The organism is Thermodesulfobacteriota bacterium, from assembly GCA_040755095.1.
GTDB lineage: Bacteria > Desulfobacterota > Desulfobulbia > Desulfobulbales > JBFMBH01 > JBFMBH01.
In genome coordinates this window covers 1-23,226 of the sequence record JBFMBH010000060.1, presented here as the reverse complement: position 1 = coordinate 23,226, position 23,226 = coordinate 1, and the positions used below count along the sequence as shown (strand labels likewise).

The following is a 23,226-nucleotide window of genomic DNA, read 5'->3' as shown; positions in this document are numbered from 1 at the left end:
CCTGGTCCTGGTGCCGGTGCACCGCCTGCTGCTGGCCTCCGCCTTGCCCCTGCCCGCCTTTTGCCGGTATGCCGCCGTGGTCTGCCTGCTGGGGGGCAGGGCCCTCACCATCGCGGCCCTGGTCACCCTGTGCCGGCATACCGGCTTCGACCAGCACGGCCAGGCCCTGCGTCTGGTGACCGGCGGTCCGTTTGCCCTGGTTCGCCATCCCATCGCGGTCGGCCTGGGCTGGACCTGTCTGGGCCTGGTCTTGGCCTGGCCCTCCTGGCTCGTTCTCTCAGGCTTTCTGGGCTGTTGCGCCGTGCAGGACCGGCGGCTGCGGCAGGAGGAGGCCTTGTTGGCGGAGCGCTTCGGCCAGGCCTATGCCGACTATGCCACCCGGGTCGGCCGCCTCTGGCCTCGCCGGCCGAAGGGCTGATCGAGGTTGGCCAGGCCCATCCGGGGGGCAAGCGAGCGCATCCCTGCTCCAGGGGGACATCATGTGGGGGATCAGCAAGGGGGAAGGCGACGACCCGGCGGCCCCGATCCCTGCTGGGGCAGTGGCGTGGTCGTCCCGGGCAGGAAGTGCAGAAGGGCCGGAAGACAGGTGCCCAGGGCTGTGCCCTGGACTACTTGATGAGAAGTCGGGCAAGGATGGCGAGGCTCAGGGCGATATTGACGCCTGCCATCCACTTGACGAGATGGACGTCGCGCTTCATATCCTCGATATCGTGGGCAACGGCCTTGGCGGCTTCCTTGGCCTTGTCTTCCGGCGCGCCGGCTGCCCTGAGCGCATCGTATATCTCGGTGATCATGGTGCTCATGGGCCATGATATAGCATGGGGAGCCGGGATCTGTCACGGTGGAAGATGGGGGAGAGGCAGAGGCCGGAGCCGGCGGGCGGCTCAGGACCAGGGGGCCCCCGCCTTCCGGAGAATCCAACTGGCCCCATGGGGAGGCGCCATGTACCACCTGGCTGTTGAGCGGCGTTTTGCCGCCCACCATCATCTCATCCATGGAGCGGCAGGTCCGGAGGCCGTGCCCCACGAGCACCAGTACCGGCTGCAGGTGGAGCTGGCCGGCGCCGAGCTGGACGCCAGCGGCTTTCTGTGCGACATCTGTCTGGTGGCAGCCGCCCTGGACGCCCTCTGCGGCCGGCTGGCCGGCCAGGATCTCAACCGGCTGCCACCCATGGCCGGACTGAATCCCAGCCTGGAGAGCCTGGCCCGGATCTGCCACCAGGATCTGGCCAGCCGCCTCGATCTGGCGGGTCTTTCCTCCATGAGCGTGCGGATCTGGGAGAGCGATCAGGCCTGGGCCGCCTACACGGCACCCCCCTGATGCACATCGGCCTGGTCATCTACGGCTCTCTGGCGACGCTCACCGGCGGCTATCTCTACGACCGCCTGCTGGCGGAGCAGCTGGCCAGCCGGGGGCATCGGGTGACGGTGCTGTCCCTGCCGGTCCGGCCCTACCCCTGGCGGCTGCTGGACAACCGCCGCCGGTGTCCGCCGGCCGGCGAGGTCGATCTCTTCCTGGAGGACGAGCTGTGCCATCCCTCGCTCCTGCGGGGCAATCCCTGGCAGGGCCCGGGCCAGCGGGCGCCCCGGGTGGCGGTGGTCCACCAGGTGCTGTGCGACGAGCCCCGGCCAGCCTGGCGCAACCGCCTGTACGCCCTGGCCGAGCGGCGCTACCTGGCCGCAGTCGACGGCTTTGTCTTCAACTCCCAGACCACCGCCACCACGGTGGCCAGCCTGGTGGCTGGCCGCCGGCCCTCGGTGATCGCGTCGCCGGCCGGTGACCGCCTGGGCTCGCCCTTGGACGAGGCAGCCGTGACCCGGCGGGCGCAAGCCTCGGGACCGCTGGCGCTGCTGTTCCTGGGCAACGTCATGCCCCGAAAAGGGCTCCTGCCCCTGCTTTCGGCTTTGGCCCTGGTGCCGGAGCCGATCTGGCGGCTCACGGTGGTGGGCAGCCTGGCCATGGATCCGGGATATGCCCGAAGGGTACGGGGCCTGGCAGAGCGGTCCGGGCTGGGCGGCCGGGTGGCATTCTGCGGCCCGCTCGCCGGCGACGCCCTGGCGAGGGTCCTGGCGGCCAGCCATCTCCTGTGCATGCCCTTTGCCTACGAGGGCTTTGGCATCGTGCTCCTGGAGGCCATGGCCTTTGGCCTGCCGGTCCTGGCCTCGATGCGGGGGGCGGCCCGGGAGACGGTGACCCCGGGCCGGAACGGCTTTCTCCTGGCTCCGGCCGACGGGGCCAGGCTGGCCGGCATCATCCGGCAGCTGGCCGCCGACCGCTCCCGGCTGGCGGACCTGGCGGTGGCCGCTCTGGCCCATTTCCGGCGCCAGCCGGGCTGGCAGGCGGCCATGGCCCGGGTGGCCGGCTTCCTGGAGGGCCTGCGGCATGGTCCCCGGTAAGCCGGCGGTCCGGCGGGCGCTGCCAGGGCTTTTTCTGGGCTGGGGCTTCCTGAACCTTCTTCTGGTGGCCCAGTACCCGGGGGTGTCTCTGGCCGAGCAGCCGCTGGGCCAGCTCTCTCCGGAGATCGTCTGCATCGTGGCCGGCCTGGCGGTGCTGGCCGGGCTGGGCATCCCCTGGCACCGCGGCTGGGGGCTGCCCCTGGCCGGGCTGGTTCTTCTGCTGCGGCTGTATGCCCTGGCCGAGGCCCTGGTGCCCTGGTACCTCAACCGGGCCTTCAACCTCCTCATCGACAGCCGCCATCTGGCCGCCATTCCCCGTCTGCTCCGGGACACCCTGAGCTTGCCGGCCGCCATCGGCCTGCTGGCCCTGGTCGTGGCCGCCACGGTGGCAGTGGGCTGGGGGATCCTGCGCTCCCTGGCTGCCATCCATCGCGGCCTTGCCACCCTGGCGCCCAGGCCGCGATGGATGGCGGCGGGCGGGAGCCTCCTGGCGGCACTGGCCCTGGCCGGCGTGCCGCCCCTGGCACCATCGCTGATGCCCGGGCTGGCCACCCAGGTGCGCTTCGCCTGGGACGCCGGTGCCATGGCGGACCGGCTCCAGGTCGAGGCTGCCGCCAGCCGGGCGCGGCTGGCGGCCATCCCTCGGCCCCTGGCCGGCCTGGCCGGGCGAAACGTCCTGGTCCTGGTTGTCGAATCCTATGGTCAGACCCTCTTCGCCCAGGAGGCCCTGGCCGGCTCCTTTCTGCCCTGGCTGGCTGCCTGGCAGGAGCGGCTGGCCGGTCAGGGCTTTTTTGCCGCCTGCCGCTTCTTCGTCTCCCCCACCTTTGGCGGCAGCTCATGGCTGGCCTTCTCCACCCTGGAGACCGGCATCCGGGTGGGCAATGATGCCGAGCTGCAGACCCTGGCCGCAGCGCGGCCACCCACCCTGGCCGGGGTCTTCCGGGCCGCCGGCCACCGCACCCTGTCGGTCATGCCCGGCACCACTGCCCCCTGGCCGGAAGGGGCCTTCCTGGACTACGACGAGACCCTGCTCGGCCCGGATCTCGGCTACCACGGGCCGGCCTTCGGCTGGTCCCCCATGCCGGACCAGTTCGTTCTGGACACCATCTTCCGCCACCAGCTCCAAGGCCGGCCAGGCCCGGTTCTGGTCCGCTATCTTCTCACCAGCAGCCACGCGGCCTTCAACAGCCAGCCGCCCCCGGTGGCCGACTGGTCGACCCTGGGGGACGGCGCGCTTTTCCACCGGCTGCCGCCGGTCCTCTTCCCGGTGACCTGGCCGGAGCTGAGCGGCGCCGCGCCGGCCTATCTGCGGGCCATCCGCTACGATCTGTCCGTCATCGCCGCCTATCTGGAGCGGTTGGTGGGCGACCGGGACCTGGTGATCATCGCCGGCGACCACCAGCCCAACCTGCGGGTCACCGGCGCCGGCGCCCCCTGGACCGTGCCCCTGCAAGTGATCAGCCGCGAGCCGGCACTCATCGCTCCCTTCCTGGAGCAGGGCTACACCCCGGGTCTGGTGCCCCGGGCCGACGGCCCCCATCCTGGCCTCGAGACCTTTCTTTCCGAGCTGATCGCGGCCTTTTCCCCGTAGCGCCGGCTGGCGGGGCCGGCGGCTGGGGGAGTAGCGTATGGACCTGATGGACAAGATGGACAGGATGGACAATTCGGAGACCAGCGCCGGCCAGCGCCCAGCTTCGCCCGCGTTGCCCAATGCAACGTGGCGTTGCTTTGTGCAACGCGGGCAGGCCATGGGCCGCCAGGGCTGCAGAGGGGAGCTGACGTGTATTGGTTGCAAAAACAATCTGTTATCGGAATGGCTTCCGCCTGGCACGGAATGTGAAATGCCAACTGGGCGAGGGCACGTCGACACCCCTTTCACCCATCACCCACAGACTTCGACCCGTGGAGGCACGACCATGAAACCGACCATCACCAGCTTCGACACCACCATGGCGGCTGCGGCCTTTGCCGAAGCCAACGAGCATGAAACCGCCTTGCGCCTGCTGGCCGAGACCCGGCCGGAGCCCCGGGTGCGGGTCAGCCGGCTGCAGCGCTGGCTGGCCGCGATCAGCTTCGCCGAGGCCGGCGAGCACGAGACCGCCCGGGCTATCCTCAACGAGGGCGAGCGGCCGGTGGCCCGGGTGCAGCCCCGCCCGGAGCTGCGCGCCTAGGCCCAGCCTCCCCCCGCCCCGAAACGAGAGCCGGGGCGCTGCCCGCAGCGGACAGCGCCCCGCGCCATCGGTCCTCGTTCCTTGCCCCGGCTACCGGGCACAGCCTTCCTGACCTGGCGGCAGGAGCACCAGGTCGATCATCTGGTCCAGCCGCTCCACCCAGTGGATGGTCAACGCCTCCAGGATCTGGGGCGGGATGCCCTCCAGGTCGCAGGCGTTCTTCGCTGGCAGGATCACGGTGCCAATCCCCGAGCGCCGCGCGGCCAGGACCTTCTCCTTGACCCCGCCCACCGGCAGGATCCGGCCGGTCAGGGTCAGCTCCCCGCTCATGGCCACATCCTGCCGGCAGGGCCGGCCGGTCAGAAGCGAGATCAGGGCCAGGGCGATGGCCCCGCCTGAGGAGGGCCCATCCTTGGGGATGGCGCCGGCGGGCACATGGACATGGACGTCGCAGCGGTCGAAGAAGCCTTCGGCAATCCCCAGCGTGCCGGCATTGCTGCGGATATAGCTTAATGCCGTCTGGGCCGATTCGCGCATCACCTCCCCCAGAGAGCCGGTCAGGATCAGCTCCTTGCCCCCCGGCATCTTGGCGGTTTCAATGAAGATGATGTCGCCGCCTACCTGGGTCCAGACCAGACCGGTGGTCACCCCCACCCGGCTCTCCAGCCCGGCCATCTCGAAGAAGAACTTGCGGGGTCCCAGATAGCGGTCCAGGGATTCCGGGGTGACCTCGATGATCCGGTCCCGGGGCTCCTCGTCGCCCACCACCCCTTTGGCGATCTTGCGGCAGACGGTGGCGATCTCCCGCTCCAGGTTGCGGATGCCCGCCTCGTGGGTATAGCTCTGGATGATCCTGACCAGCGCCGCTGGTGCGAAGCGGGTGGGGTGGCCGGCCAGGCCGGAGGCCCGGATCTGCTTGGGGACCAGAAAGCGGGAGGCGATCTGGAGCTTCTCCTCTTCGGTGTAGCCGGAAAAGTCGATGAGCTCGGCCCGATCCAGGAGGGGCGGCAGGATATGGTCGACGACGTTGGCGGTCATGATGAAGATCACCCCCGACAGGTCGAAGGGCAGATCCACATAATGATCGACAAAGGCGCCGTTCTGCTCCGGATCCAGCACCTCCAAAAGGGCCGCCCCCAGGTCGCCCTTGAGCTCCCTGCCGACCTTGTCCACCTCGTCCAGCATCATCACCGGGTTGGCTGACTCGGCCCGCCGGATCTCCTCGATGATCCTGCCCGGCCTGGCTCCGGCATAGGTCCGCCGGTGGCCGAGGAGCTCGGCCTCGTCCTTCATGGCGCCCAGGGAGATGCGCACAAAACGGCGGCCCAGGGCCTGGGCGATGGAGCGGCCCAGGCTGGTCTTGCCGGTGCCCGGTGGGCCGGCGAAGCAGAGCACCGAGCCGCTGGCCTCCTGTCGGGCCGCTCTCTTCCTCAGTGCCTCCCGGACCGTGGCCCGCACCTCGTCGAGCTTGAACGGCTTCGCAATATAGTGGGAGGCCCCCTTCTTCATGGAGAAGACCGCGGAGTCCACCGTGGCGTACCCGGTGACGATGACCACCTCGGTGTCCGGGGTGAGCTGCTTGGCCTTCTCCAGGACCTCCATGCCGCTCATCCCTGGCATCTTGAGGTCGCAGAACACCACCTGGAACTGCATGGCGGCCAGCTTGTCCAGGGCCGTGCTGCCGTCGCCGGCCAGCTCGACGGCATAGCCTTCTTTGGTCAGGATGTGCTGCAGGTTCTGCCGCGCCACTGCCTCGTCATCCACCACCAGGATGCGCGGCCGGTCGTCCAGCTTCAGGATCTTGACCGCCAGATGCTCCAGGACCCGGGCCTTGGTCCTCTCCAGGCCATAATGGTGCTCGTCCAGGATCCGCTCGGCGTGCGCCAGATCCAGGCGGTCGGTGGTCCGCTGGCTCCAGGGCAGGGAGATGAGATAGTTGATGTACGTGAAGCCGATGGTGTACTCCGACGAGGCCGGACTGATCCGCGCCAGGAGGGCGAGCTCCCTTTCGGCCACCCGCTGCACCGCGGCCGGCAGCGCCACCGACTCCACCATGGCCGTAAGCTCATCCAGGGTGGCAGCCTGGACCTTCTCCTCGGAGCTCTTGAAGAATCGCATCCGCACCCGGGTCCCTTGTGCCCGATGTGGCCAGGGTGTTGCACAATGCAGCATGGCTGCCCAGGGCCGCCGCTGGCCATACGGCGGATCCCGGCTCGACTATAGACGAGCCCGGGAAGGGCCGTCAACAGGGGGGCCCGCGCCGGGCCGGCTTCAGCAGGCGGCGGGGGAGGGCTGACCCAGGGTGGCCAGCAAGGGAAAGTCGTGCAGGCGGTGGAAGTCCGGCGCCGGCCCAGGTACCGGGAAGGCGGCCAGGTACTGCCGTCCGGCGCCCTGGCCGTGGATGGCGAAGGCATTGGCCCACGCCAGCCCCGACGGCAGAAGCACGGCCGGCAGGCGCAGCCGCCCCTGCCAGCGGCTGCCGTTGATGGAGGCGCAAAAGTCGGCCGGATGGCTGGCCACGACCTGCCGGATGCCGGCCAGGGACAGCACCAGATAGTGGCCGTGGGGTCCCATCTCCAGCTCCAGGTAGCGCTCGGCCGCCCCCACCAGGAAGAGCTCCACCACCTCGTGCTCCCAGAGCCGATCCCGGGGTCCCGGCGGGCCGCAAGGTGCCGGGTCCCCGTGAAAAGAGGCCTGGATCTCCACCTGGAGGAAGTGGCCGTCCGCCTGGAAGCGGACGGTGGCCTCCCCGGCAGCACCTGCTGGCTGGCCGTTCCAGAGCGCCGCGATCCGGAGACAGGAGGCCGGGATGATCACGGGGCAGCCGACAGGAGGCGGCGGGCAGTGGCAACGGCCAGGTCCAGGGCGACTCGGCGGCCGGCCACCTCACCGGCATCCCGCACCCCGCAGCAGCGGATCAGATGGCTCTCGGTAAAGCCGTACCAGCGGAAGAAGAAGCTGTAGCGCGGGAAGATGTCGGCAAAGGCCGTCTCGTCCGGATGGGCCTGGCACAGGACAAACACCGCGGCCTTGCCCGGAGCCAGCCGGCTGCGCCGGGGGTTGGTGACATAGTCCGGCACCAGAAAGGAGAAGGTGCGGTCGATGAAGGCCTTGAGCTGGCTCGACACCTCGCCGTAATAGGTGGGGGAGGCCAGGACCAGGATGTCGCAGGCAGCGACCGCTGCCAGCACGGGCGCCAGATCGTCCTGCAGGATGCAGTGGTCGAGCCTGGTCTTGCAGGCATAGCAGCCCTGGCAGCCCCGGTAGCTCAGGGTGTTCAACGGGAAGGCGGTGACGGCCGCGCCCAGCCGCTCCGCCTCGGCGAGAAAGTGCCTGGCCAAGGTGGCGCTGTTGCCGTGGGGTCTGGGGCTGCCCAGGAGGCAGACGACCTTCTTCATGAGCTTCTCCATGTGGGCAAGGGGGGGTGCCGGTGACCGGCGGCAGCAGGCCACAGAGGCTTATGTAGCACGGGCAACGCGGCTCTTCAACCCGGATCGGGCAAGCGCGGGCTCCCCGGCCTCCTGGTGTGTCCCGTGCCGCGACGGCTACGGCAACATCCTGCGGTAACGCTTGATGATTTCCTCGTTCTGCCGGTTGTGCTGCCTGGAACAGTAGATTCCCTAGTCATAGACAAGGATATGGCTGCGGTGTGGCCAGCAAGCAGCAGGATATTTCCTTGACGCGCCCGGGACAGGCTTGATAGACCAGAAGCCATGGCGCGGCGTTGCTTGCTCCTGTCGGAAGAACGGTTCTCAACAGGCCCCGGGGAAGGAGGCTCATGAAGGGCGGAACCGGTCGTCCGGCAGGCGTCGCAGCCGGCGAGGCGTCCCCCCTGTCTGCTTCGCAGGTCCCCAGTCCCCTGTCAACCGTGTTTCCTCACCTTGGAGAAGCTGTTCCCGCTGCCGGTCGTCCTGCCTCTGTTGTCGGGGCAGATCACCGCCTGCAGAGATGGGCTCTGGCAAGCCCTCCCGGCGCCGGGCTTCGGACGGCGGCCTGCGGGGCTCCGCCATACAATCCAGAAATCAAGGAGGCAGGGAGATGCAGATCAAAGGCCTTTGCGGCGTCACACTGCTGGCGCTCGTTCTTGGCGGCTCCAGCCTGTGGGCTGCCAGCGGCAACCCCGGGCTCTATACCCTGGATGCCGACTTCGACCAGGGCACCATGGTCAATGTCAACCACGAGGAGGTTGCCGATCAGCTGCAGCTGGACAGCCAACCGACACCCTTCGAATTCATCTGGGTGGCGGCCTCCAGCCGCGGCACCATCGTCAAGATCGATACCGTCACCGGCCAGGTGCTGGGCGAGTACTGGTCGGCCCCGGCGGGCCGCGGCCGGAATCCGTCCCGGACCACCGTGGACGGCAATGGCAACGTCTGGTCAGGCAACCGGGACGAGGCGGCCGGCAACTCCGGCTCGGCGGTGAAGATCGGCCTTCTGGAGAACGGTCAGTGCGTCGACCGCAACAGCAACGGCGTCATCGATACCTCCACCGGCCTCGGTGACATCAGGCCCTGGCCTGATCTCACCGACGGCGCCGGCGGGCCCGGCCCTGGCCAGAATGGCCTGATCGAAGACGCGGCCGACGAGTGCATCCTGGTCTTCCAGCGTCTGCCCGGCGCCCCCAATGTCCGGCATGTCTCGGTGGATGCCAACAACGACGTCTGGGTGGGCGGCTATCCGTTCGTGCCCACCCTCTTCTACCAGTTGGACGGCGACAACGGTGCCCTCCTGGCGTCGTTCTCCGCCGCCACCTTCGGCTGCGGGGGCTACGGCGGCCTCATGGACGGCAACGGCGTCCTCTGGTCGGCCAGCATCAGCCAAAGCAAGCTGCTGCGCTATGACCCGGCCACCCAGGTCGGCGGCTGCATCCTCGCCTCGCAGTCCTATGGGCTGGGCATCGACAGCAACGGCTTTGTCTGGAACGCCCTGTGGACCAACAACCAGATCCTGAAGATCTCCCCGGCGGGCGTCATCCAGCCCGGCTTTCCGAAGCCCACCGGCGGCTCCGCCTCCCGGGGGGTGGTGGCCACCGCGGACAGCGACATCTGGGTGGCCAACAGCGGCTCCAACACCGTCAGCCGTCTCGCCAACAACGGCGTCCTCCTGGCGACGGTTCTCGTGGGTAGCCAGCCCACCGGCGTGGCGGTGGATGCCGCGGGCAAGGTCTGGGTCACCAATCTGAGCAGCGATGACGTCATGCGCATCAATCCTGCCACGAATGCCGTCGATCTCACCGTCAACCTGGGGGCAGGGGCTGGGCCGTACAACTACAGCGACATGACCGGCAGCACCCTGATCGCCCCGCCCAACACCGGGACCTGGACCGTGGTCCACGACAGCGGCATCGATGGCGCGGTTTGGGGATTCATCACCTGGAATGGGGAGACGCCCGGGGACAGCCTTCTTTCGGTCACCGCCGCCAGCAGCAGCGACGGTACCGTCTTCGGCCCCACCGAGGTGGTGAGCAACGGCGTCGACCTCGGGGTGGCCGATGGCCGCTACCTCAAAGTGGCGGTCACCTTCCAGCGGGCCACCACCGGCGAGAGTCCGGTCCTCTTCGACCTGACCATCCTGGCCAACCGGCCGCCGGACTGCTTCCAGGCCGTGGCTGATCCGGCCCTGATCTGGCCCCCCAACCACCGCTTCGTGCCGGTGGGCATTGCCGGGGTCTCGGATCCCGACGGCGACCCGGTGACCGTCACCGTCACGGCCATCTTCCAGGACGAGCCGGTGGACAGCTACGGTGATGGCCGATTTACCCCGGACGGCCTGGGCACGGGCACCACCCTGGCGGAGGTGCGGGCGGAGCGGGCCGGCACCAGGAAGGTGCCCGGCGACGGCCGCTTCTACCACATCTTCTTCACCGCGACCGACCCGTACGACTTCACCTGCGATGGCGAGGTCAGGGTGGCGGTACCCCACGACCAGGCCAAGGCGCCTGTGGATGGCGGGCCGCTTTATGACTCGACCGCCATGAGTCCGTAAGGGGCCCGGGGGCAGGATCGACGAGGCCGGCGGGGGGGCCGGAATGGCGGGGGAACGGGCCGCAACCCGTTCCCCCGAATCTTTGTGGGCCACGGATGGGATGACCCCGACAGAAGGGCTTTGCCCTGTTCCGTGCAGCCGGCCGAGGAGACCGCCGGAAAGGCAGCTCGGACCTAGCCGGCGGCAGCCTGGCGTGGCGGCTTTTCGGCCTCGTCGTCGGCGGCGGGGAAGAGGATGCGCACCCGGGTGAACGTCCCTTCCTCGCTGTCGATCAGGAGACGGCCGCCATGGTCGGTGACAATGCCGTGGCTGATGGTGAGACCCAGGCCGGTGCCCTGGCCGGCCGGCTTGGTGGAGAAGAAGGGGTGGACGACCTTGTCCAGGATCACCGCCGGGATGCCGGTGCCCTGGTCCTGGAAGCTGATCTCCACCAGGGGCTGTCCGTCCACGATCAGGGATTGTGCCCGGATGGCGAGGGTCTTGTCCGGATGGGTGCCCGGGAACCGCCGGTTCAAAGCGTAGCGGGCGTTGTTGATGACGTTGATGAACACCTGCTGGATCTGCTGGAAGTGGCCGTTCACCCGGGGCAGATCCCCGGGGATCTCCATCGTCAGCGCGATGCCGTCCTTCTTGATCTGGGCCTCGGTCAGGGAAAGGGTCTCGGTCATGATCTCGGCCAGGGCTACCGGCTTTTTGACCCGTTCGCTCTCCCGGGCGAAGGATAACAGGGAGCGGACGATGACCGTCACCCGGTCTCCCTCCTTGATGATGCGCTGGGCGATGTCCGGGCTGACGGGCACCCCGGCCTCCATCTCGTCCAGAAGGATCTGGGCGAAGTTGATGATGGAGTTGATGGGGTTGTTGATCTCGTGGGCGACGCCGGCAGCCATCTCGCCCAGGGAGGCCATGTGGCCGGCCCGCATGGCCTCGGCCTGCAGGGTGATATCCTGCGCCACACAGACGATGCCTTCGAACTGCCCCTCCTCGTCCCGGATCACCGCGGCGGAGAACAGCATGCGCAGCCGCTGGCCGCTCCTGGTGCGGTAGACGGTCTCGACGTTGGAGACCGAGCGCCGCTCCGCCAGGTTGTCCAGGCCCAGGGCCTGGAAGAAGCCTTCGGGGAAGAGCATGCGCAGGGGCTGGCCCACCAGCTCCGCCTCCTGATAGCCCAGAAGATCACAGATCGCCCGGTTGACCGTGCGGATGGAGCCATCCGGATTGGCCACGACCAGGGTATTGATCATGGAGCGGATGATGTTGTCGGTGAACTTCTTGGCGACCAGCAGCGCCTGCTGCGAGGCGCGCAGGCGGCTGGCCATGGTGTTGAAGGACCGGGCCAGCTCGCCGATGTCGTCGTCGGAGTCGATGGCCACCTGGTGGCTGAGATCGCCTTCGGCCAGGCGGCGGGTGGCGTCCACCAGCTGGCGGACCGGCCGGGCCAAGGCCCGGGCCATGCCCACGGCGTTGACCACCGTGGCGATCACCGCCAGAACCAGCACCGCCCCCAGGGTGCCCTGGGAGAACTCGGTCACGGCAAGGATCGCCTTGTTCTTGGCCTCGATCCGGCGGCCCACGTACTCGGCGGCGTTGCGGCCCAGCCGGACGATGCGGTCGGCGGTCCTGGTGGCCAGCTTTTCCATCTCCCGGGCCGAGCTGCCGCCGGCGTAGCCCTCCTGCACCTCGGTGGCGTAGGCGGCCAGGGCCTGCCGGAAGCTGCGGGCCGCGTCCAGGAGATCGTCGATGGTGGCCAGCTCGTCGGGGTCGCTGGCCATGTCCCGGATCTCCTCCACCTCCTGCATGGCCCGCTGGATGAGGAGATCGGAATGGGCCAGCACCCCGCTCTCCCCCAGCCGGTAATCGTAGAGGCGGTTCTTGGCCTCGGCTACCGTTTCGGCCACCTGATGCCATTTGCGCAGCTTCACCTCGTCCACGGTGACGATGGTGGTCAGGCGCTGGGCGTTCTCCGCCATGATGATGTAGGTGAAGATGCTCTCGCCAAAGATGATGACGAGCAGGATGCCAAGGCCCAGGTTGCGGGCAGCGCGGTAGGACAGGGGCATGATGGGCCGGGGAGGGGGTCAGTCTTCGGAGGGGAAGGTGCCCAGATCAATGCCCAGGGCGTCGATCATGAGGAACAGCGGCCGGTAATCCTCGTGCAGGGTGGGGATGAAGCGCTTGGCGCCGAAGCCGGCCAGGGCCTCCCGGCCGGCGGCGCTGTCGTGCATCCCCAGGAGCAGATCCCGCAGCCGCATCTTGAGCACGGGATTGACGTCCTTGCGCACGGCAAAGGTGTTGGAGGGCACCTCCGGCGAGGCGGCCAGCACGCTCATCTCCTGGGCGAAGGCCGGATACTCCCGGGCCAGGGCCTGGTAGACCTGGCTCTTGCAGGCGCCCACATCCGCTTCGCCGATGAACACCGCCCAGGCGGCCGCATCGTGGGTGCCAGCGAAGTCCACCCGGCCGAAGAAGTCCTCCAGGCGCACAACACCCTGGTTGCGGAAGTAGTACAGAGGATAGATGTAGCCGGCGGTGGTGGCCCGGTCCACCAGCACCAGCCGGCGGCCCTGCATGTCAGGGACCTTCTCGATGCCTCTGTCCCGGCGCGCGAAGATGAAGCACCGGTAGCTGGCGCTGTCATTGAGGTCCACCGGCCGAGCCAGGGGCTCGATGGCCGTCTTGGTCTGGGCGAGCACATAGCTGAAGGAGCCGAAGAAGCCGGCATCCGCGGTGCCTTCCGCTACCGCCTTGCAGATGCTGCAGTAGCTGGTCATGAGCTCCAGCTCCACCGGCAGGCCGAGCTTCTCTTGCAGGTACCGGGCGAGGAACCGGTAGTGCCGGCGTTGCTCCGAGACGTTTTGCTCTGGCACCAGGGCGATGACGAGGGGTTTGGTTGCAGGCGGGGAGGGATCGGGCGTGGGCCCAGGATCCCGGCGTCCCTCCTCGTTCGCCCAGGTGCCACCGGCCAACGCCAAGAGGAGCAGCAGGAGGAGGGACAGTCTGCGGGCGCCGGTCATGCTCACTTCGTCCCCCCCAACGGTGCGAAGTCCAGGGTCAGGATCTCGGAGATGTCCCCACAGCCGAAAAGGGGCTGGTCCACCGCGGGATCGGGCTTCCGGCCGGCGATCTCAAACCGGGAGACGCCGAAGCGGGCCTGCCGCCCCACCTGCAGGTGGACGTCGTCCGGCTGGCCGGTATCCAGGCGGCGGCTCAGCTCCACGGTCCAGAAGCCCTTCTGCCAGCGGCCCTTGGCCCGCACATCGCTCCGGCTACCGCCAGGCACCTGGCCGACAAAGCGGGGCACCTGCTCCCCCTGGAAGCCAACGGGCATCGTCGGCCGGTAGGCGGGCGGGCCATCATCCTCCACCCGGTGCAGGTACATGGTCCGGCCGCTGGCGCTGGTGAGCAAGACCGCATCCCTGGCCGGCTCGGTATCCAGAACGTCCAGCTTGTCGTCGGCAAAGCCCATGGGGTCGGTCCGGCAGGCCTTCCAGTACCAAACGTCCGCCCGGTACGGGCGGTCTGCGGTGAGGCTGAGATCCGCGTCCGCCGGCTCCATGGCCCATTTGATCACAAAGACGTCCTCCCGGTCGTTGCCGACGTCGTAGATGCCCAAGGTCTTGTTCCAGCGCCAGCTTTTGTGGGTGACATCAGGGGCCTCGTCCGGAAAACGGACCAGGATGGCGATGTCGACACCGTTGTAAGCGGCAGACAGCTCCATGGGGATCCCGGCCACCTTGTCCACGGTGCGAACGGCGGTCGCCGCCCGCCAGACCGGCTCCCGGGCCTCGCCGTCCACCTGGAACGGGATGCCGGTCCAGGCAGCGGCCAGCGTCTGGTCGGCCAAACCGCTGGCCGGGCAGAGGAGGATGACCAGAAGGAACGGAAGGGCGCCAGCAACCATGGCCTGGGTCCTTTGGGCACAACCGCCGCCACCGGCTGGCAAGACCGCCGAAACGCCGCACATGGCGCCAAGAGTAGCACAGCCGGCGCCGGGTTGGCAACGGAGGCCGGACGGCATCAGTCACCGGTCTGTGACGGTAATGCGCGTGGATCCGCCTCCCGCCGGGACCGGCCCAGCCGGGGGCGGCGGCAGGCGGCTGACCAGGCCAGTGGCCAGGGCGGTGAGCCCGCCGGCCAGCCAGAAGGCCGCGGCATAGCTGCCGGTCGCCTCGGCCAGCAGGCCGGCCAGGGCCGGGCCGGTGACCTGGCCGCCGGCGAAGATGAAGGTGACAAGACCGAAGACCCGGGTGGCCCGGGTGGGGGCTACCAGATCGGCTACCAGGGCAGAGATGATGGAAGGGATGCTCCAGGCTACCAGGCCGTAGCAGGCCACCGACAGCCACAGGCCGGCACCGGGGCCGCCACCGGCCATGAGCAGGTAGGCGGCGGTCTGGCTGGCAAAGACCAGGGCCAGGGCCCGGCGGCGGCCGATGCGGTCGGACAGGGCGCCGAGAACCGGGCCGGAGGGCAAGGACAACATCCCGACCCACGACCAGAGATGGCCGGCTTCCGTGGCCGGCAGGCCGCGCTCCTGGACCAGGGTCACCACGAAGAAGGTGGCGTAGATCACGTAGGTGAAGCCGAACAGGAAGTAGATGGTGCCCAGGCGCAGCACGGTGCCGGTCAGGGAGCGGGCAGCCGTCTGGCCGGCAAGGCCCCTGGGGGGGGCATCGTCTGCCGCCGGCAGCGCCGGAGGCTCCCGCATGACCAGTGCCGCCACCAGGGCCGCCACCAGCACCGCTCCCCCCAGCACCAGCCAGGGCAGCCGCCAGCCCTCTTCGCCGCCGGTCGCCTGCAGCCGGGGCACCAGAGCACCGGTGACCATGATGGCCAGGCCGCTGCCCGAGACCACCAGGCCGGTAGCCCGGCCGCGCTGCCGGCGGCCGAACCAGGACGCCACCAGGGTCATGGTGGGCACGTTGGCCAGGCCGCTGCCCGCCCCGGTGAGCCCGTAGAGGATGAGGATCGGCCCGAGCCCGTTGGCATACCCCACCGACACCATGGAGCCACCCACCAGCACCAGGGCCAGGCTGATCAGCCATCGCCGGGGCGGCCGGCGGCCCGAAAGGCCGCAGGCCAGCACCGCTCCCAGGTAGCCCATGAAGTTGGCGGTGGACAGATACCCGATCCGGGCCGGCGACAGGCCCAGGGGCTCCACCATGGCCGGCAGCAGGGTGCCGAGGGCAAACCGCCCCAGGCCGAGGCAGGCGAAGAGGGTCAGGGTCCCGGCCAGGGCCACCTGCCAGCGGCCAGGGTGGTCCCTGTTTCCGGCCATCATGGGAGACCTTCCTGCAGGCGGGCTTTCAGAACATCAGGCTGCTGCGGGCGAAGCGAGCGATCTTGAGCAGGGCCTCGTTCATGGCCTCCAGCCGTTGGGCCATGGTCACGATGACGTGGGTGAGGATCTTGTCCCGCATCTCCGGGGAGATCTTGGCAAAGAAGGCCTCGTCCATCTTGATCACCATCGCCTTGCTCCCAGCCAGCACCGTGGAGGAGCGGGGCTTGTGGGTGAAGAAGGACATCTCGCCGAAGAGGGCGCCGGGGGCCAGCTCCGAAAGCGGCTGGTGCAGGCCGCCCTTGGTGACCTTGAGCTCGCCACTCACCAGGAGGTACATGGAGCGGAAGCTGTCCCCTTCCTTGATGATCACGTCCCCCTCGTTGAAGCCCAGCATGCTGTGGTCCAGCTCCGCGAAGGCCTTCTTCTCGGCCTCCGTGAACCGGGCGAACAGGGGCATGTCGCGGATCATCTCGACCAGGGACATGGGTGCCTCCTTGTTCCGGGATTGAGGCAGGAGCGGCTGGCCGGGGACGGCGCGGGGCCAAAGCTGGGCTCACTATAGCAACCAGGCGACCACATTGCAAAATTCTTCCTGACCCCCGATTCAAAGCAGATCCTGCAGGCGGCGCACCTGCTCCGGGTCAAGGTCCTCGAAGCGCAGGCCAATACCGGGCACCACCATGGACCGGCCCCATTCCTGGCACCAGCGCACCTGGGCGCGCAGCCGTGGCAGGTCGTCCCCCAGCTCCCGGATCGTCAGCCACAGCATCTGGCCCACCTGCCAGGGCCCGGTGGTGACCACGAAACAGCCGCCCCGGGACAGGTTCATGGTCACCGACCGCTCCCCCTGGCCGGCCGCTGATTAGCCTGCCGGCTCCAGCAGCACGTTGAGGTGGATCACCTTGCGGGCGAGGGCCCGGGCGGTGCGGGCGGCAAAGCTCCGGCACTCTTCCCGAATGAATTCCTCCAGGGTGCCGGTCTCCCGGATCTGGCCGGCGTACAGGGCGTGGACCCGGTGATCGCCGGGGCTGACCCGCACCTGCACCACCGGGAACTGTTCCAGAATGGCCTGGGCGTTCTGGCGATCCCCGGGCGCGGCCTTGAGGCGGGTGGGCAGATCCAGGAGCACCCCGTTGTAAGGGCTCTTGACCATGGTCGCCGGCACCGCCGCCAGGCTGTCCACGGCGTCGGCCTCGGCTTCGCAACGAGCGATGGCGGCCAGATACTGGTGCCGGGCCTCGCCCGGCTGGCAGACGAGAAGGAGGCGCAGGGCCATGGGCAGCTCTCCCGAGGATGGAAGACGAGGCCGGGTGGCCGAATGTCGAACGTCGAGTCAGGAATGTCCTACCGCAGAAGGGACCGGCAGAGCTGAGCCGAAACAGCAACGACCGGTCCCTTCCATCTTCGGAATTTCTTGGTGGACATCGGCGGTTCATCTTTTACGGTAACCGAAGCGGGCTGGTGGAAGCAACGGTGGGGCCTTTGCGCGGAAAGAGTGTCAGCGGGTCGTGCATGGCAGGCAGAGAATTGCCGCACCTTGCCGATCAGTGGGCGTGGCCGCCGGCCGCCTCTTCGGCCTGGCCATGTTCGGTGGCCGGTCCCCCTGCATCGTGATGCGCCGCCGCACCTGCGATCAGGCCGTGCAGCCCTTCCACATAATGGGTGAACACCACGTAGGCCTCGACGAACGCGCGACCAGCAGCCACGGAGTCGCCGGCATGCCGGTGGGCTTCCCGGGTCCGCTGGAAGCGCTGCCGGATGCCGGCCGCCAGGGCCCCGGTCAAGGTGTCGACGAGTTGGTCGACGTTGCCGGTGGCCAGGGCCTGGTCGGCCAGGGCTACCGCCGGATCCACCGCCGTGCCTGGCTTGAGGCCGGTATAGGGCGCCCCTTCCCCGGCCCGGTGGATCCGCACCAGGGTTTCGAAGAAGTACCGGTCAGCCAGCTCCCGCGCCTGGTCCCCCGTGGCCCGTACCGCCAGGGTCTTCTGAAAGGCCTCCCGGATTTCCTCCTCGTTGTCCGCCTGCACCCATTTGAGGAGCGGGGTGATGTCGCCCTTGTCCAGGGCTGTCCGGGCCGTCGCCACCACCGGCCCGTCCAGGGTGTCGCAGTGGGTGAAGCCGGTGGCGGGCTGCAGGCCGGCTCCGGCCAGCAGCACCAGAAAAAGCCATGTTCCCATCCGTTGTTGTGTCTTTGTCATGGCAAGTCCTCCTTGTGGTTTGTTCCTTCTTCTGCTGGATCACCGGGCCCCTGTGACAGAGCCGTACGCTGCGGATGGATGTTCCGGGCTCAGGATGGGGCCCGCCTCTCCCCGACGATGCGGCCGTCCAGCACCTCGAAGGTGCGGTCAAAGCCTTCCACCATGCGGCGGTCGTGGGTGACCACCAGGATCGCGGAACGGTTCTCCCGGGCAAGCCGTTTCAACAGCTCCATGACGTGGCGACCGTTTTCCGTGTCCAGGGCGGCTGTCGGCTCATCGGCCAGGATCACCCGTGGCCAGTTGGCAAGGGCCCGGGCGATGGCCACCCGTTGCGACTCGCCCCCGGAGAGGTTGGCCGGATAGCTCGTCAGGCGGTGGCTGAGGCCCAGCTCGTCGAGAAGCCCTTGCGCCCTGGTCTGCGCCTCCTTGCCGGTCACCCCGTTCAGGTGGAGGGCCACGGCCACGTTTTCGAGGGTGGTCAGAAAGGGGATGAGGTTGTGGAACTGGAAGATGAAGCCCAGCTTCTCCCGCCGCATCCTTTTGAGGTCGAGCCCTGGCACCCAGCCGTCGGCCACCACCAGGTGGCCGTCCAGGAGAACCTTGCCCGCCGTAGGCTCGGTGATCAGCCCGATGGTGGTGAGCAGGGTCGACTTGCCCGAGCCCGACGGCCCGAGGATGGCCACCAGCTCCCCGGGCTTGACCTGCATGGTGGCGCCGGCGAGGGCCCGGACGGCGGTGTCGCCCTGGCCGTAGGTCTTGCTCAGCCCCTCGGTCTCCACCGCATACATGGCCTACCTCCCCAGGGCTTGCGCCGGGTCGACCCGCATGGCCTTCCTGATGCCGGCAAGGCTCGCCAGCACGCAAATCGCCATCACGATCACGAACAGACGCTCAAGGTCGAAGGGCAGAAGCTCCACCCGGCGGGGGAACCGGTCGTAGGTGAGGTGGGTGAGGCCGTAGCCCAGCCCGTAGGCGATGGCGCCCATGAGCAGCGACTGCTGGAGGATGAGTCCGACGATGACCCGGTTCTGGGCGCCGATGAGCTTGAGGGTCGCGATGACCCGCAGCTTGTCCAGGGTCATGGTGTAGATGATGAGGGAGATGATGACCGTCGAGATGGCCAGCAGGATGACGCTGAAGAGCCCGATCTGCTTCTTGGCTTTCTGGATCATGCCCTCGGTGAGGATCAGCCGCTGCTCGGCGTCGGAGATGGCACGCAGGTGGCTCCAGCGGTCGATCCGCTCCCGGGTGGTGCCGAGCCCGGCACTGGGGTTGAGGCGCACCGCCAGCGCGTTGATGATGTGGATGTCGCTGGCCAGTGCCGCCGCCTTCGAGGGCAGTGCGTCACGCTCGGCCGGGGAGATACCCTCCCAGGTGGCGACCTGGGCAGCGAGCCGGGCACGCTCGTTGCGGATGGCGTTGGGGTCGTTCTTGAACTGCACCTCCTGGGCGTCGGCGAGAGTCACAAAGGCGGCCGGGTCACCACCGGATGAGACCATGCCCCGGGTGTGTCCCACCACGGTGTACCTGTCTCCGGCCAGGGCGAGGCTGTCGCCAAGAGGGATTCCGAGGGCCTGATCCACCACGATCTCGTGATGCTTGCGGTTGATGCCCCGGCCGGCCACGATTCCCTGCGGCCCGCCGAGCCCTCCAGGCTCGTAGCCCACGAGGAAGAAGCGGAGGATGGCGCCATGACGCTCGATCTGGATGTTTTGAAAGGACAGGGGCGAGGCCTGGGCCACGCCCGGCACGGCCCGGACCCGGTCTTTGGCCGCTTCGGGCAGCCGGGAGGTGGCAGCGAAGGGGCCATTGGTGTGCTGCTGCACCACCCAGAGGTCGGCGCCGGTGCGATCCAGGATGGAGAGTGCCTCGGCGATGAGGCCGCGGTAGATGCCCAGCATGCTCATCACCACCCCGAGAAGCAGGCCCAGGCCCAGGCAGGTCTGGAGGAACCGGCTCTTCTGGTGCCAGATGTCCCTTACGGCTAGGTTCATGGCAGCACCCGGACCCTCGTCCCTTCCTGGAGCGCCCCACGCTGGCCGGCGGCCGCCAGCGCCACTGTCTCCCCTGCGGCCAGCCCGGAGACGATCTCCACAAATCCGGTCCGGTCCTCGATACCGGTGGTCACCTCCCGAAAGGCGAGGCGGTCCTGGCGAGCCACCCAGACACCAAGAGCCTCCCCCCGGCGGGCAAGGGCCGCGACGGGCAGGCTGGGCGCCTCCAGGACCCGGCTGGTCTCGATATACACCTCGGCCTGTTCGCCGATGCGGGTGTCGGTCCGCGGCTCGGCAAAGACGACATCCACCGCCAGCTCCTCGGTCTGCCGGTCGCTTTCGCGCTCGACCCGGGTCACCTGCCCGGCGAAGCGCTGGCCGGGGGCCGAGCGCAGGATGATGGTCGCCGGCTGCCCCGCCCGGACGCCCGCCAACAGGGCCTCGTCCACGTGGGCCCTGACCCACACCGAGGCGGGGTCGACGATACGGAAGATCGCCAGTCCAGGCGCCGCCATGGCGCCAGCCTCCTGGCCCCGGCTGATGATCATCCCGTCCAGGGGGGCAAGGATTCTGGTGTCGGCGAGCTGCACCCGCGCCGCAGCCAGGGCCGCGGCCGCGGCCTGCTCCTGTTCCCGGGCCGCCGCCAGGGCCGCCTCGCCACGGGCCATCTCCTCCAGTGCCACCTGCCAGGCCGTCTCGAACTGCTCGGCCGTGGCGGCGGCCACCAGACCCGCCGAGGCGAGATCGCGGTAGCGCTGGACGTTTCTCTCCGCCAAGCCCAGATTGGCCCGCGCCTTCCCCAGGCCAGCCATCTCGGCGCGGACGATCGCCCCAGCCGCCCGGGTCTGGGCCTCGGCAAGACGCACCTGTTCGGCGATACCACTGGCATCAAGCTCAGCCAGGAGCTGGCCCGCCCGCACCTCATCACCCTGATCGGCGTGCACCGCCAGGATGCGCGCGGTCAAACGGGCAGAGACCGGGACGAGCACCCTGGCCTCCAGGGTGCCGTTGCCATAGATCTCGGCGGTGAGATGACGGGGGGCGAGCCCGGTCCGGTGGACCGGCACCGGCGCCAGGAGCGTCTGGCGCAGCAGGAAAGCTGCCGCCAGGCCCAGGAGGGGCAAAAGCAGCAGGCGCCATTGTGAGGAGATGAAGCGGTGGAGTTGCATCGGACTGCCTTCCTGGGATAGACCGTCAGAGCCGGGGTGAAGGGAAAATGCGAACCTCTATTCACGTAGCAAGGTCTCGAAATTGTTCCACAGCCGCATTCCTTCCTCGGGAAGGGAGAAGGCGCCCCGGCTCAATGACCAGCGCAGCGTGGAAAACTGGATCATGCCGAGCAGGGTCACCGCCGTCTCCCTGGGGGCGAGGTCTTGCCGGATTTCCCCTTCCCGCTGTCCTGCGGCGACGATGCCTGCGATGGTCTCCAGATAGAGGGCGATGCGCAGGGCAAGCGGCTCCGCCAGGGTAGGGGGGCCCGAGTGGAGCTCCTCGGAAAAGACCAGGCGCGGGATGCCGGGATTGGCGGCGATCAGCTCGAGGTGGGCACGGAAAATCGTGGCCAGCTTGGCGAGGGGGGAGCCACTGCCCGCCGCCACCGTGGCCGCCCGGCCCATGACCATGGTGCCCACCTCCTCGGCCACCGCCCGGAGCAGCTCGTTCTTGTCCCGGAAGTGGCGGTAGATGTTGGCCACGCTCATGCCGGCGACCTCGGCGATGGTGGCGACGGTGAGCTCACGCACCCCCCGTTCGGCGATCACCCGCAAAGCCGCCTCCACGATCTCGGCTTGCCGCACGGCGGTCTTCTTCCTGGCGCCCATACCCTTCTCGCTTTGTGAATGAGTATTCGCATAGTACCGTTGGCCGTGGCGGAAGGCAAGGCCCAAGATGAGGGCGGCGGGGCAAGGGCCTGGTACCCACACATGGCAATCCGCAGCAATCATTTTCTGGGCACCGCGGTGAAGAAGTCGTGGGTGGCCCCGGCCGGTTCGGGTGGGCAGGCACACCGCCGGCACCACCGTTCACGGGGAGAAGACGAGTCGAAACCAGGAAGAACGGGGGGGAGAAAGACCACGAAGGGAAGAGCGGAAGGGTGGGAAGAAGAGCCTGCGGCCTTTTCAGCCGCCCAAGGTCGCCGAGCTTCTCACCGGCAAAACCTGCGGGGTTTCAGATCGGGGCGGTACTACCAGCCAGGCCTTGAGGTCAGGCTCTCCCCGCAGGATATCCAGTGAGGCCACCCCGGCGGCGATGAGCGCCGTCGCCTCCACCAGCCCCCGCCGGCCGAGGAGTGAGGGATCTCACGCACTCTCAACACCAACGTCCCCTGCCCCACAAAAATCCACATCGTTCCGCGGTCGCGCTCATGTCCCGTGGAATTTGTGGGTGGGTGTCAGGTCAGTAATACTCTGTTCTGCTGCGCAAGAAAGAGTTGTTGATGGCGTCAAAGGCTATTTGGTATTGGAAGTTCGATCGGTTATCGTAGTAATTCAAGTATACAAAGGTCGTATTCCTTAGTAGCCCGTTTGCTTCGTCAAAGAAGAAGCTTCGGTATATTTCTCTAACTTCAGCACATGGTGCAAGCACATCCCCTTTTGATCTTACAGATAAATAGAAATCGCCTACAAGTGCAAACTCATATTCTGGATATATCCTCCTTAGCGCATCAAGTCGCTCGATATCCTCCGCTGGATACTCGGAGCAGCATCCTCCATTGCCGAGCATAAGACAAAGAAACGCCAAGTACAGAACGTACTTGATTGCCGTTCGCTTAGCTCTTTGCTGCTTCATACGATTGTGGGTGGGTTAAGCTAGGCCATGTCGGCGACACGTACCACCCGCCACAAGGACCTTGCCAGTGTAGCGCGTAGGTTCCTATCCGGTCTTGCCGGCACTGGTAGAGTTTTGCGCCATACTGGAGATCAATGCGCATTGCCCATGCGCATCACGGAAAGTCCTCTTCCTTCCTGGATAGCCCGTTGAATACCAGCCTCATTGGCCAATATGTCCTCAACTTGAAAGGCCCACGGTGAATCTCCTTCCAGCCTGCCGGATATATTCGTCAGATCGTACATGACAAGGCCAGCAGTTCCCGTTTTGGCCAAGTTGAGCAGGGAGTTGACCGTCTGAGTGCCCAGATCCCCGTTGTCTCGTGCCCAAGGGAGCCCCGACAGTCGGTGGTCTGAGCTTGATCGCCTGAAATCGCGG

At 67.9% G+C, this 23,226-nt stretch carries 23 protein-coding genes; 6 read left to right on the top strand and 17 right to left on the bottom strand.

The features are described 5' to 3' along the window. Positions 1 to 418, top strand: a 418-nt coding sequence (locus tag AB1634_10405; protein ID MEW6219931.1) for an isoprenylcysteine carboxylmethyltransferase family protein, incomplete at its 5' end; no start/stop codon positions are given. 190 nt (positions 419 to 608) lie between these two features. Here the strand turns inward: AB1634_10405 and AB1634_10400 are convergent. Then, on the bottom strand, positions 609 to 803 hold the full coding sequence (locus tag AB1634_10400) for an integrase (protein MEW6219930.1): 195 nt from the start codon (positions 801 to 803) through the stop codon (positions 609 to 611). Positions 804 to 942: 139 nt separating this feature from the next. On the opposite strand from AB1634_10400, the gene AB1634_10395 reads away from it, so the two are divergent. From AB1634_10395 to AB1634_10380, 4 genes are all read left to right on the top strand, one after another. Then, positions 943 to 1,320 carry a 6-carboxytetrahydropterin synthase gene (locus tag AB1634_10395; GenBank protein ID MEW6219929.1) on the top strand — a complete coding sequence of 126 codons (378 nt, stop codon included), beginning with the start codon at positions 943 to 945 and terminating at the stop codon, positions 1,318 to 1,320. Then, positions 1,320 to 2,396, top strand: coding sequence for a glycosyltransferase family 4 protein (locus AB1634_10390; GenBank protein ID MEW6219928.1), 1,077 nt, complete (start codon positions 1,320 to 1,322; stop codon positions 2,394 to 2,396). Before AB1634_10395 ends, AB1634_10390 begins: the two co-directional genes overlap by 1 nt. Continuing rightward, positions 2,383 to 3,987, top strand: coding sequence for a hypothetical protein (locus AB1634_10385; protein ID MEW6219927.1), 1,605 nt, complete (start codon positions 2,383 to 2,385; stop codon positions 3,985 to 3,987). The genes AB1634_10390 and AB1634_10385 overlap by 14 nt, the downstream gene beginning before the upstream one ends. Before the next feature lie 325 nt (positions 3,988 to 4,312). Further along, positions 4,313 to 4,567 carry a hypothetical protein gene (locus tag AB1634_10380; protein ID MEW6219926.1) on the top strand — a complete coding sequence of 85 codons (255 nt, stop codon included), beginning with the start codon at positions 4,313 to 4,315 and terminating at the stop codon, positions 4,565 to 4,567. 90 nt (positions 4,568 to 4,657) lie between these two features. Here the strand turns inward: AB1634_10380 and AB1634_10375 are convergent, their stop codons facing one another. The 3 genes from AB1634_10375 to AB1634_10365 form a co-directional block, all read right to left on the bottom strand. Beyond that, positions 4,658 to 6,685 carry a S16 family serine protease gene (locus AB1634_10375; protein MEW6219925.1) on the bottom strand — a complete coding sequence of 676 codons (2,028 nt, stop codon included), beginning with the start codon at positions 6,683 to 6,685 and terminating at the stop codon, positions 4,658 to 4,660. 153 nt (positions 6,686 to 6,838) lie between these two features. Next, a complete protein-coding gene (locus AB1634_10370) occupies positions 6,839 to 7,384 on the bottom strand; it encodes a hypothetical protein (protein MEW6219924.1) in 546 nt (181 codons plus the stop codon). After that, positions 7,381 to 7,965 carry a flavodoxin family protein gene (locus tag AB1634_10365; GenBank protein ID MEW6219923.1) on the bottom strand — a complete coding sequence of 195 codons (585 nt, stop codon included), beginning with the start codon at positions 7,963 to 7,965 and terminating at the stop codon, positions 7,381 to 7,383. The genes AB1634_10370 and AB1634_10365 overlap by 4 nt, the downstream gene beginning before the upstream one ends. A 640-nt stretch (positions 7,966 to 8,605) precedes the next feature. On the opposite strand from AB1634_10365, the gene AB1634_10360 reads away from it, so the two are divergent. Further along, positions 8,606 to 10,552 carry a hypothetical protein gene (locus AB1634_10360; GenBank protein MEW6219922.1) on the top strand — a complete coding sequence of 649 codons (1,947 nt, stop codon included), beginning with the start codon at positions 8,606 to 8,608 and terminating at the stop codon, positions 10,550 to 10,552. 173 nt (positions 10,553 to 10,725) lie between these two features. Here AB1634_10360 and AB1634_10355 read toward each other — a convergent pair whose 3' ends face one another. The 13 genes from AB1634_10355 to AB1634_10295 form a co-directional block, all read right to left on the bottom strand. Further along, entirely contained in the window at positions 10,726 to 12,612 is a 1,887-nt protein-coding gene (locus tag AB1634_10355; GenBank protein MEW6219921.1) for a HAMP domain-containing protein, read from the bottom strand. An 18-nt stretch (positions 12,613 to 12,630) separates the two neighbouring features. After that, on the bottom strand, positions 12,631 to 13,566 hold the full coding sequence (locus AB1634_10350) for a phosphate/phosphite/phosphonate ABC transporter substrate-binding protein (protein MEW6219920.1): 936 nt from the start codon (positions 13,564 to 13,566) through the stop codon (positions 12,631 to 12,633). Between the two features lie 2 nt (positions 13,567 to 13,568). Next, complete coding sequence (locus AB1634_10345; GenBank protein MEW6219919.1) at positions 13,569 to 14,453, bottom strand: ethylbenzene dehydrogenase-related protein; 885 nt, start codon at positions 14,451 to 14,453, stop codon at positions 13,569 to 13,571. Between the two features lie 120 nt (positions 14,454 to 14,573). Further along, on the bottom strand, positions 14,574 to 15,830 hold the full coding sequence (locus AB1634_10340) for an MFS transporter (GenBank protein MEW6219918.1): 1,257 nt from the start codon (positions 15,828 to 15,830) through the stop codon (positions 14,574 to 14,576). Positions 15,831 to 15,855: 25 nt separating this feature from the next. Beyond that, complete coding sequence (locus AB1634_10335) at positions 15,856 to 16,314, bottom strand: cyclic nucleotide-binding domain-containing protein (protein MEW6219917.1); 459 nt, start codon at positions 16,312 to 16,314, stop codon at positions 15,856 to 15,858. Positions 16,315 to 16,434: 120 nt separating this feature from the next. Beyond that, on the bottom strand, positions 16,435 to 16,665 hold the full coding sequence (locus AB1634_10330) for a PilZ domain-containing protein (GenBank protein MEW6219916.1): 231 nt from the start codon (positions 16,663 to 16,665) through the stop codon (positions 16,435 to 16,437). Between the two features lie 27 nt (positions 16,666 to 16,692). After that, complete coding sequence (locus AB1634_10325; GenBank protein ID MEW6219915.1) at positions 16,693 to 17,106, bottom strand: hypothetical protein; 414 nt, start codon at positions 17,104 to 17,106, stop codon at positions 16,693 to 16,695. Positions 17,107 to 17,374: 268 nt separating this feature from the next. Then, a complete protein-coding gene (locus AB1634_10320) occupies positions 17,375 to 18,028 on the bottom strand; it encodes a DUF6448 family protein (protein MEW6219914.1) in 654 nt (217 codons plus the stop codon). An 89-nt stretch (positions 18,029 to 18,117) separates the two neighbouring features. Beyond that, positions 18,118 to 18,816, bottom strand: a complete 699-nt coding sequence (locus AB1634_10315; protein MEW6219913.1) for an ABC transporter ATP-binding protein — start codon at positions 18,814 to 18,816, stop codon at positions 18,118 to 18,120. A gap of 3 nt (positions 18,817 to 18,819) precedes the next feature. Then, a complete protein-coding gene (locus AB1634_10310) occupies positions 18,820 to 20,022 on the bottom strand; it encodes an ABC transporter permease (GenBank protein MEW6219912.1) in 1,203 nt (400 codons plus the stop codon). Continuing rightward, on the bottom strand, positions 20,019 to 21,191 hold the full coding sequence (locus AB1634_10305) for an efflux RND transporter periplasmic adaptor subunit (GenBank protein ID MEW6219911.1): 1,173 nt from the start codon (positions 21,189 to 21,191) through the stop codon (positions 20,019 to 20,021). Before AB1634_10305 ends, AB1634_10310 begins: the two co-directional genes overlap by 4 nt. Before the next feature lie 57 nt (positions 21,192 to 21,248). Next, positions 21,249 to 21,842 carry a TetR/AcrR family transcriptional regulator gene (locus AB1634_10300; GenBank protein ID MEW6219910.1) on the bottom strand — a complete coding sequence of 198 codons (594 nt, stop codon included), beginning with the start codon at positions 21,840 to 21,842 and terminating at the stop codon, positions 21,249 to 21,251. A gap of 1,098 nt (positions 21,843 to 22,940) precedes the next feature. Continuing rightward, on the bottom strand, positions 22,941 to 23,226 hold a 286-nt coding region (locus tag AB1634_10295), incomplete at its 5' end, for a hypothetical protein (GenBank protein MEW6219909.1).

Coding starts and splice junctions, on each gene's coding strand:
- AB1634_10305 (MEW6219911.1), bottom strand. CDS start 21,191: ATGCAACTCCACCGCTTCATCTCCTCACAATGGCGCCTGCTGCTTTTG.
- AB1634_10365 (MEW6219923.1), bottom strand. CDS start 7,965: ATGAAGAAGGTCGTCTGCCTCCTGGGCAGCCCCAGACCCCACGGCAAC.
- AB1634_10340 (MEW6219918.1), bottom strand. CDS start 15,830: ATGATGGCCGGAAACAGGGACCACCCTGGCCGCTGGCAGGTGGCCCTG.
- AB1634_10300 (MEW6219910.1), bottom strand. CDS start 21,842: ATGGGCGCCAGGAAGAAGACCGCCGTGCGGCAAGCCGAGATCGTGGAG.
- AB1634_10350 (MEW6219920.1), bottom strand. CDS start 13,566: ATGACCGGCGCCCGCAGACTGTCCCTCCTCCTGCTGCTCCTCTTGGCG.
- AB1634_10390 (MEW6219928.1), top strand. CDS start 1,320: ATGCACATCGGCCTGGTCATCTACGGCTCTCTGGCGACGCTCACCGGC.
- AB1634_10335 (MEW6219917.1), bottom strand. CDS start 16,314: ATGTCCCTGGTCGAGATGATCCGCGACATGCCCCTGTTCGCCCGGTTC.
- AB1634_10385 (MEW6219927.1), top strand. CDS start 2,383: ATGGTCCCCGGTAAGCCGGCGGTCCGGCGGGCGCTGCCAGGGCTTTTT.
- AB1634_10400 (MEW6219930.1), bottom strand. CDS start 803: ATGAGCACCATGATCACCGAGATATACGATGCGCTCAGGGCAGCCGGC.
- AB1634_10395 (MEW6219929.1), top strand. CDS start 943: ATGTACCACCTGGCTGTTGAGCGGCGTTTTGCCGCCCACCATCATCTC.
- AB1634_10345 (MEW6219919.1), bottom strand. CDS start 14,453: ATGGTTGCTGGCGCCCTTCCGTTCCTTCTGGTCATCCTCCTCTGCCCG.
- AB1634_10325 (MEW6219915.1), bottom strand. CDS start 17,106: ATGGCCCTGCGCCTCCTTCTCGTCTGCCAGCCGGGCGAGGCCCGGCAC.
- AB1634_10355 (MEW6219921.1), bottom strand. CDS start 12,612: ATGCCCCTGTCCTACCGCGCTGCCCGCAACCTGGGCCTTGGCATCCTG.
- AB1634_10380 (MEW6219926.1), top strand. CDS start 4,313: ATGAAACCGACCATCACCAGCTTCGACACCACCATGGCGGCTGCGGCC.
- AB1634_10360 (MEW6219922.1), top strand. CDS start 8,606: ATGCAGATCAAAGGCCTTTGCGGCGTCACACTGCTGGCGCTCGTTCTT.
- AB1634_10320 (MEW6219914.1), bottom strand. CDS start 18,028: ATGACAAAGACACAACAACGGATGGGAACATGGCTTTTTCTGGTGCTG.
- AB1634_10375 (MEW6219925.1), bottom strand. CDS start 6,685: ATGCGATTCTTCAAGAGCTCCGAGGAGAAGGTCCAGGCTGCCACCCTG.
- AB1634_10310 (MEW6219912.1), bottom strand. CDS start 20,022: ATGAACCTAGCCGTAAGGGACATCTGGCACCAGAAGAGCCGGTTCCTC.
- AB1634_10315 (MEW6219913.1), bottom strand. CDS start 18,816: ATGTATGCGGTGGAGACCGAGGGGCTGAGCAAGACCTACGGCCAGGGC.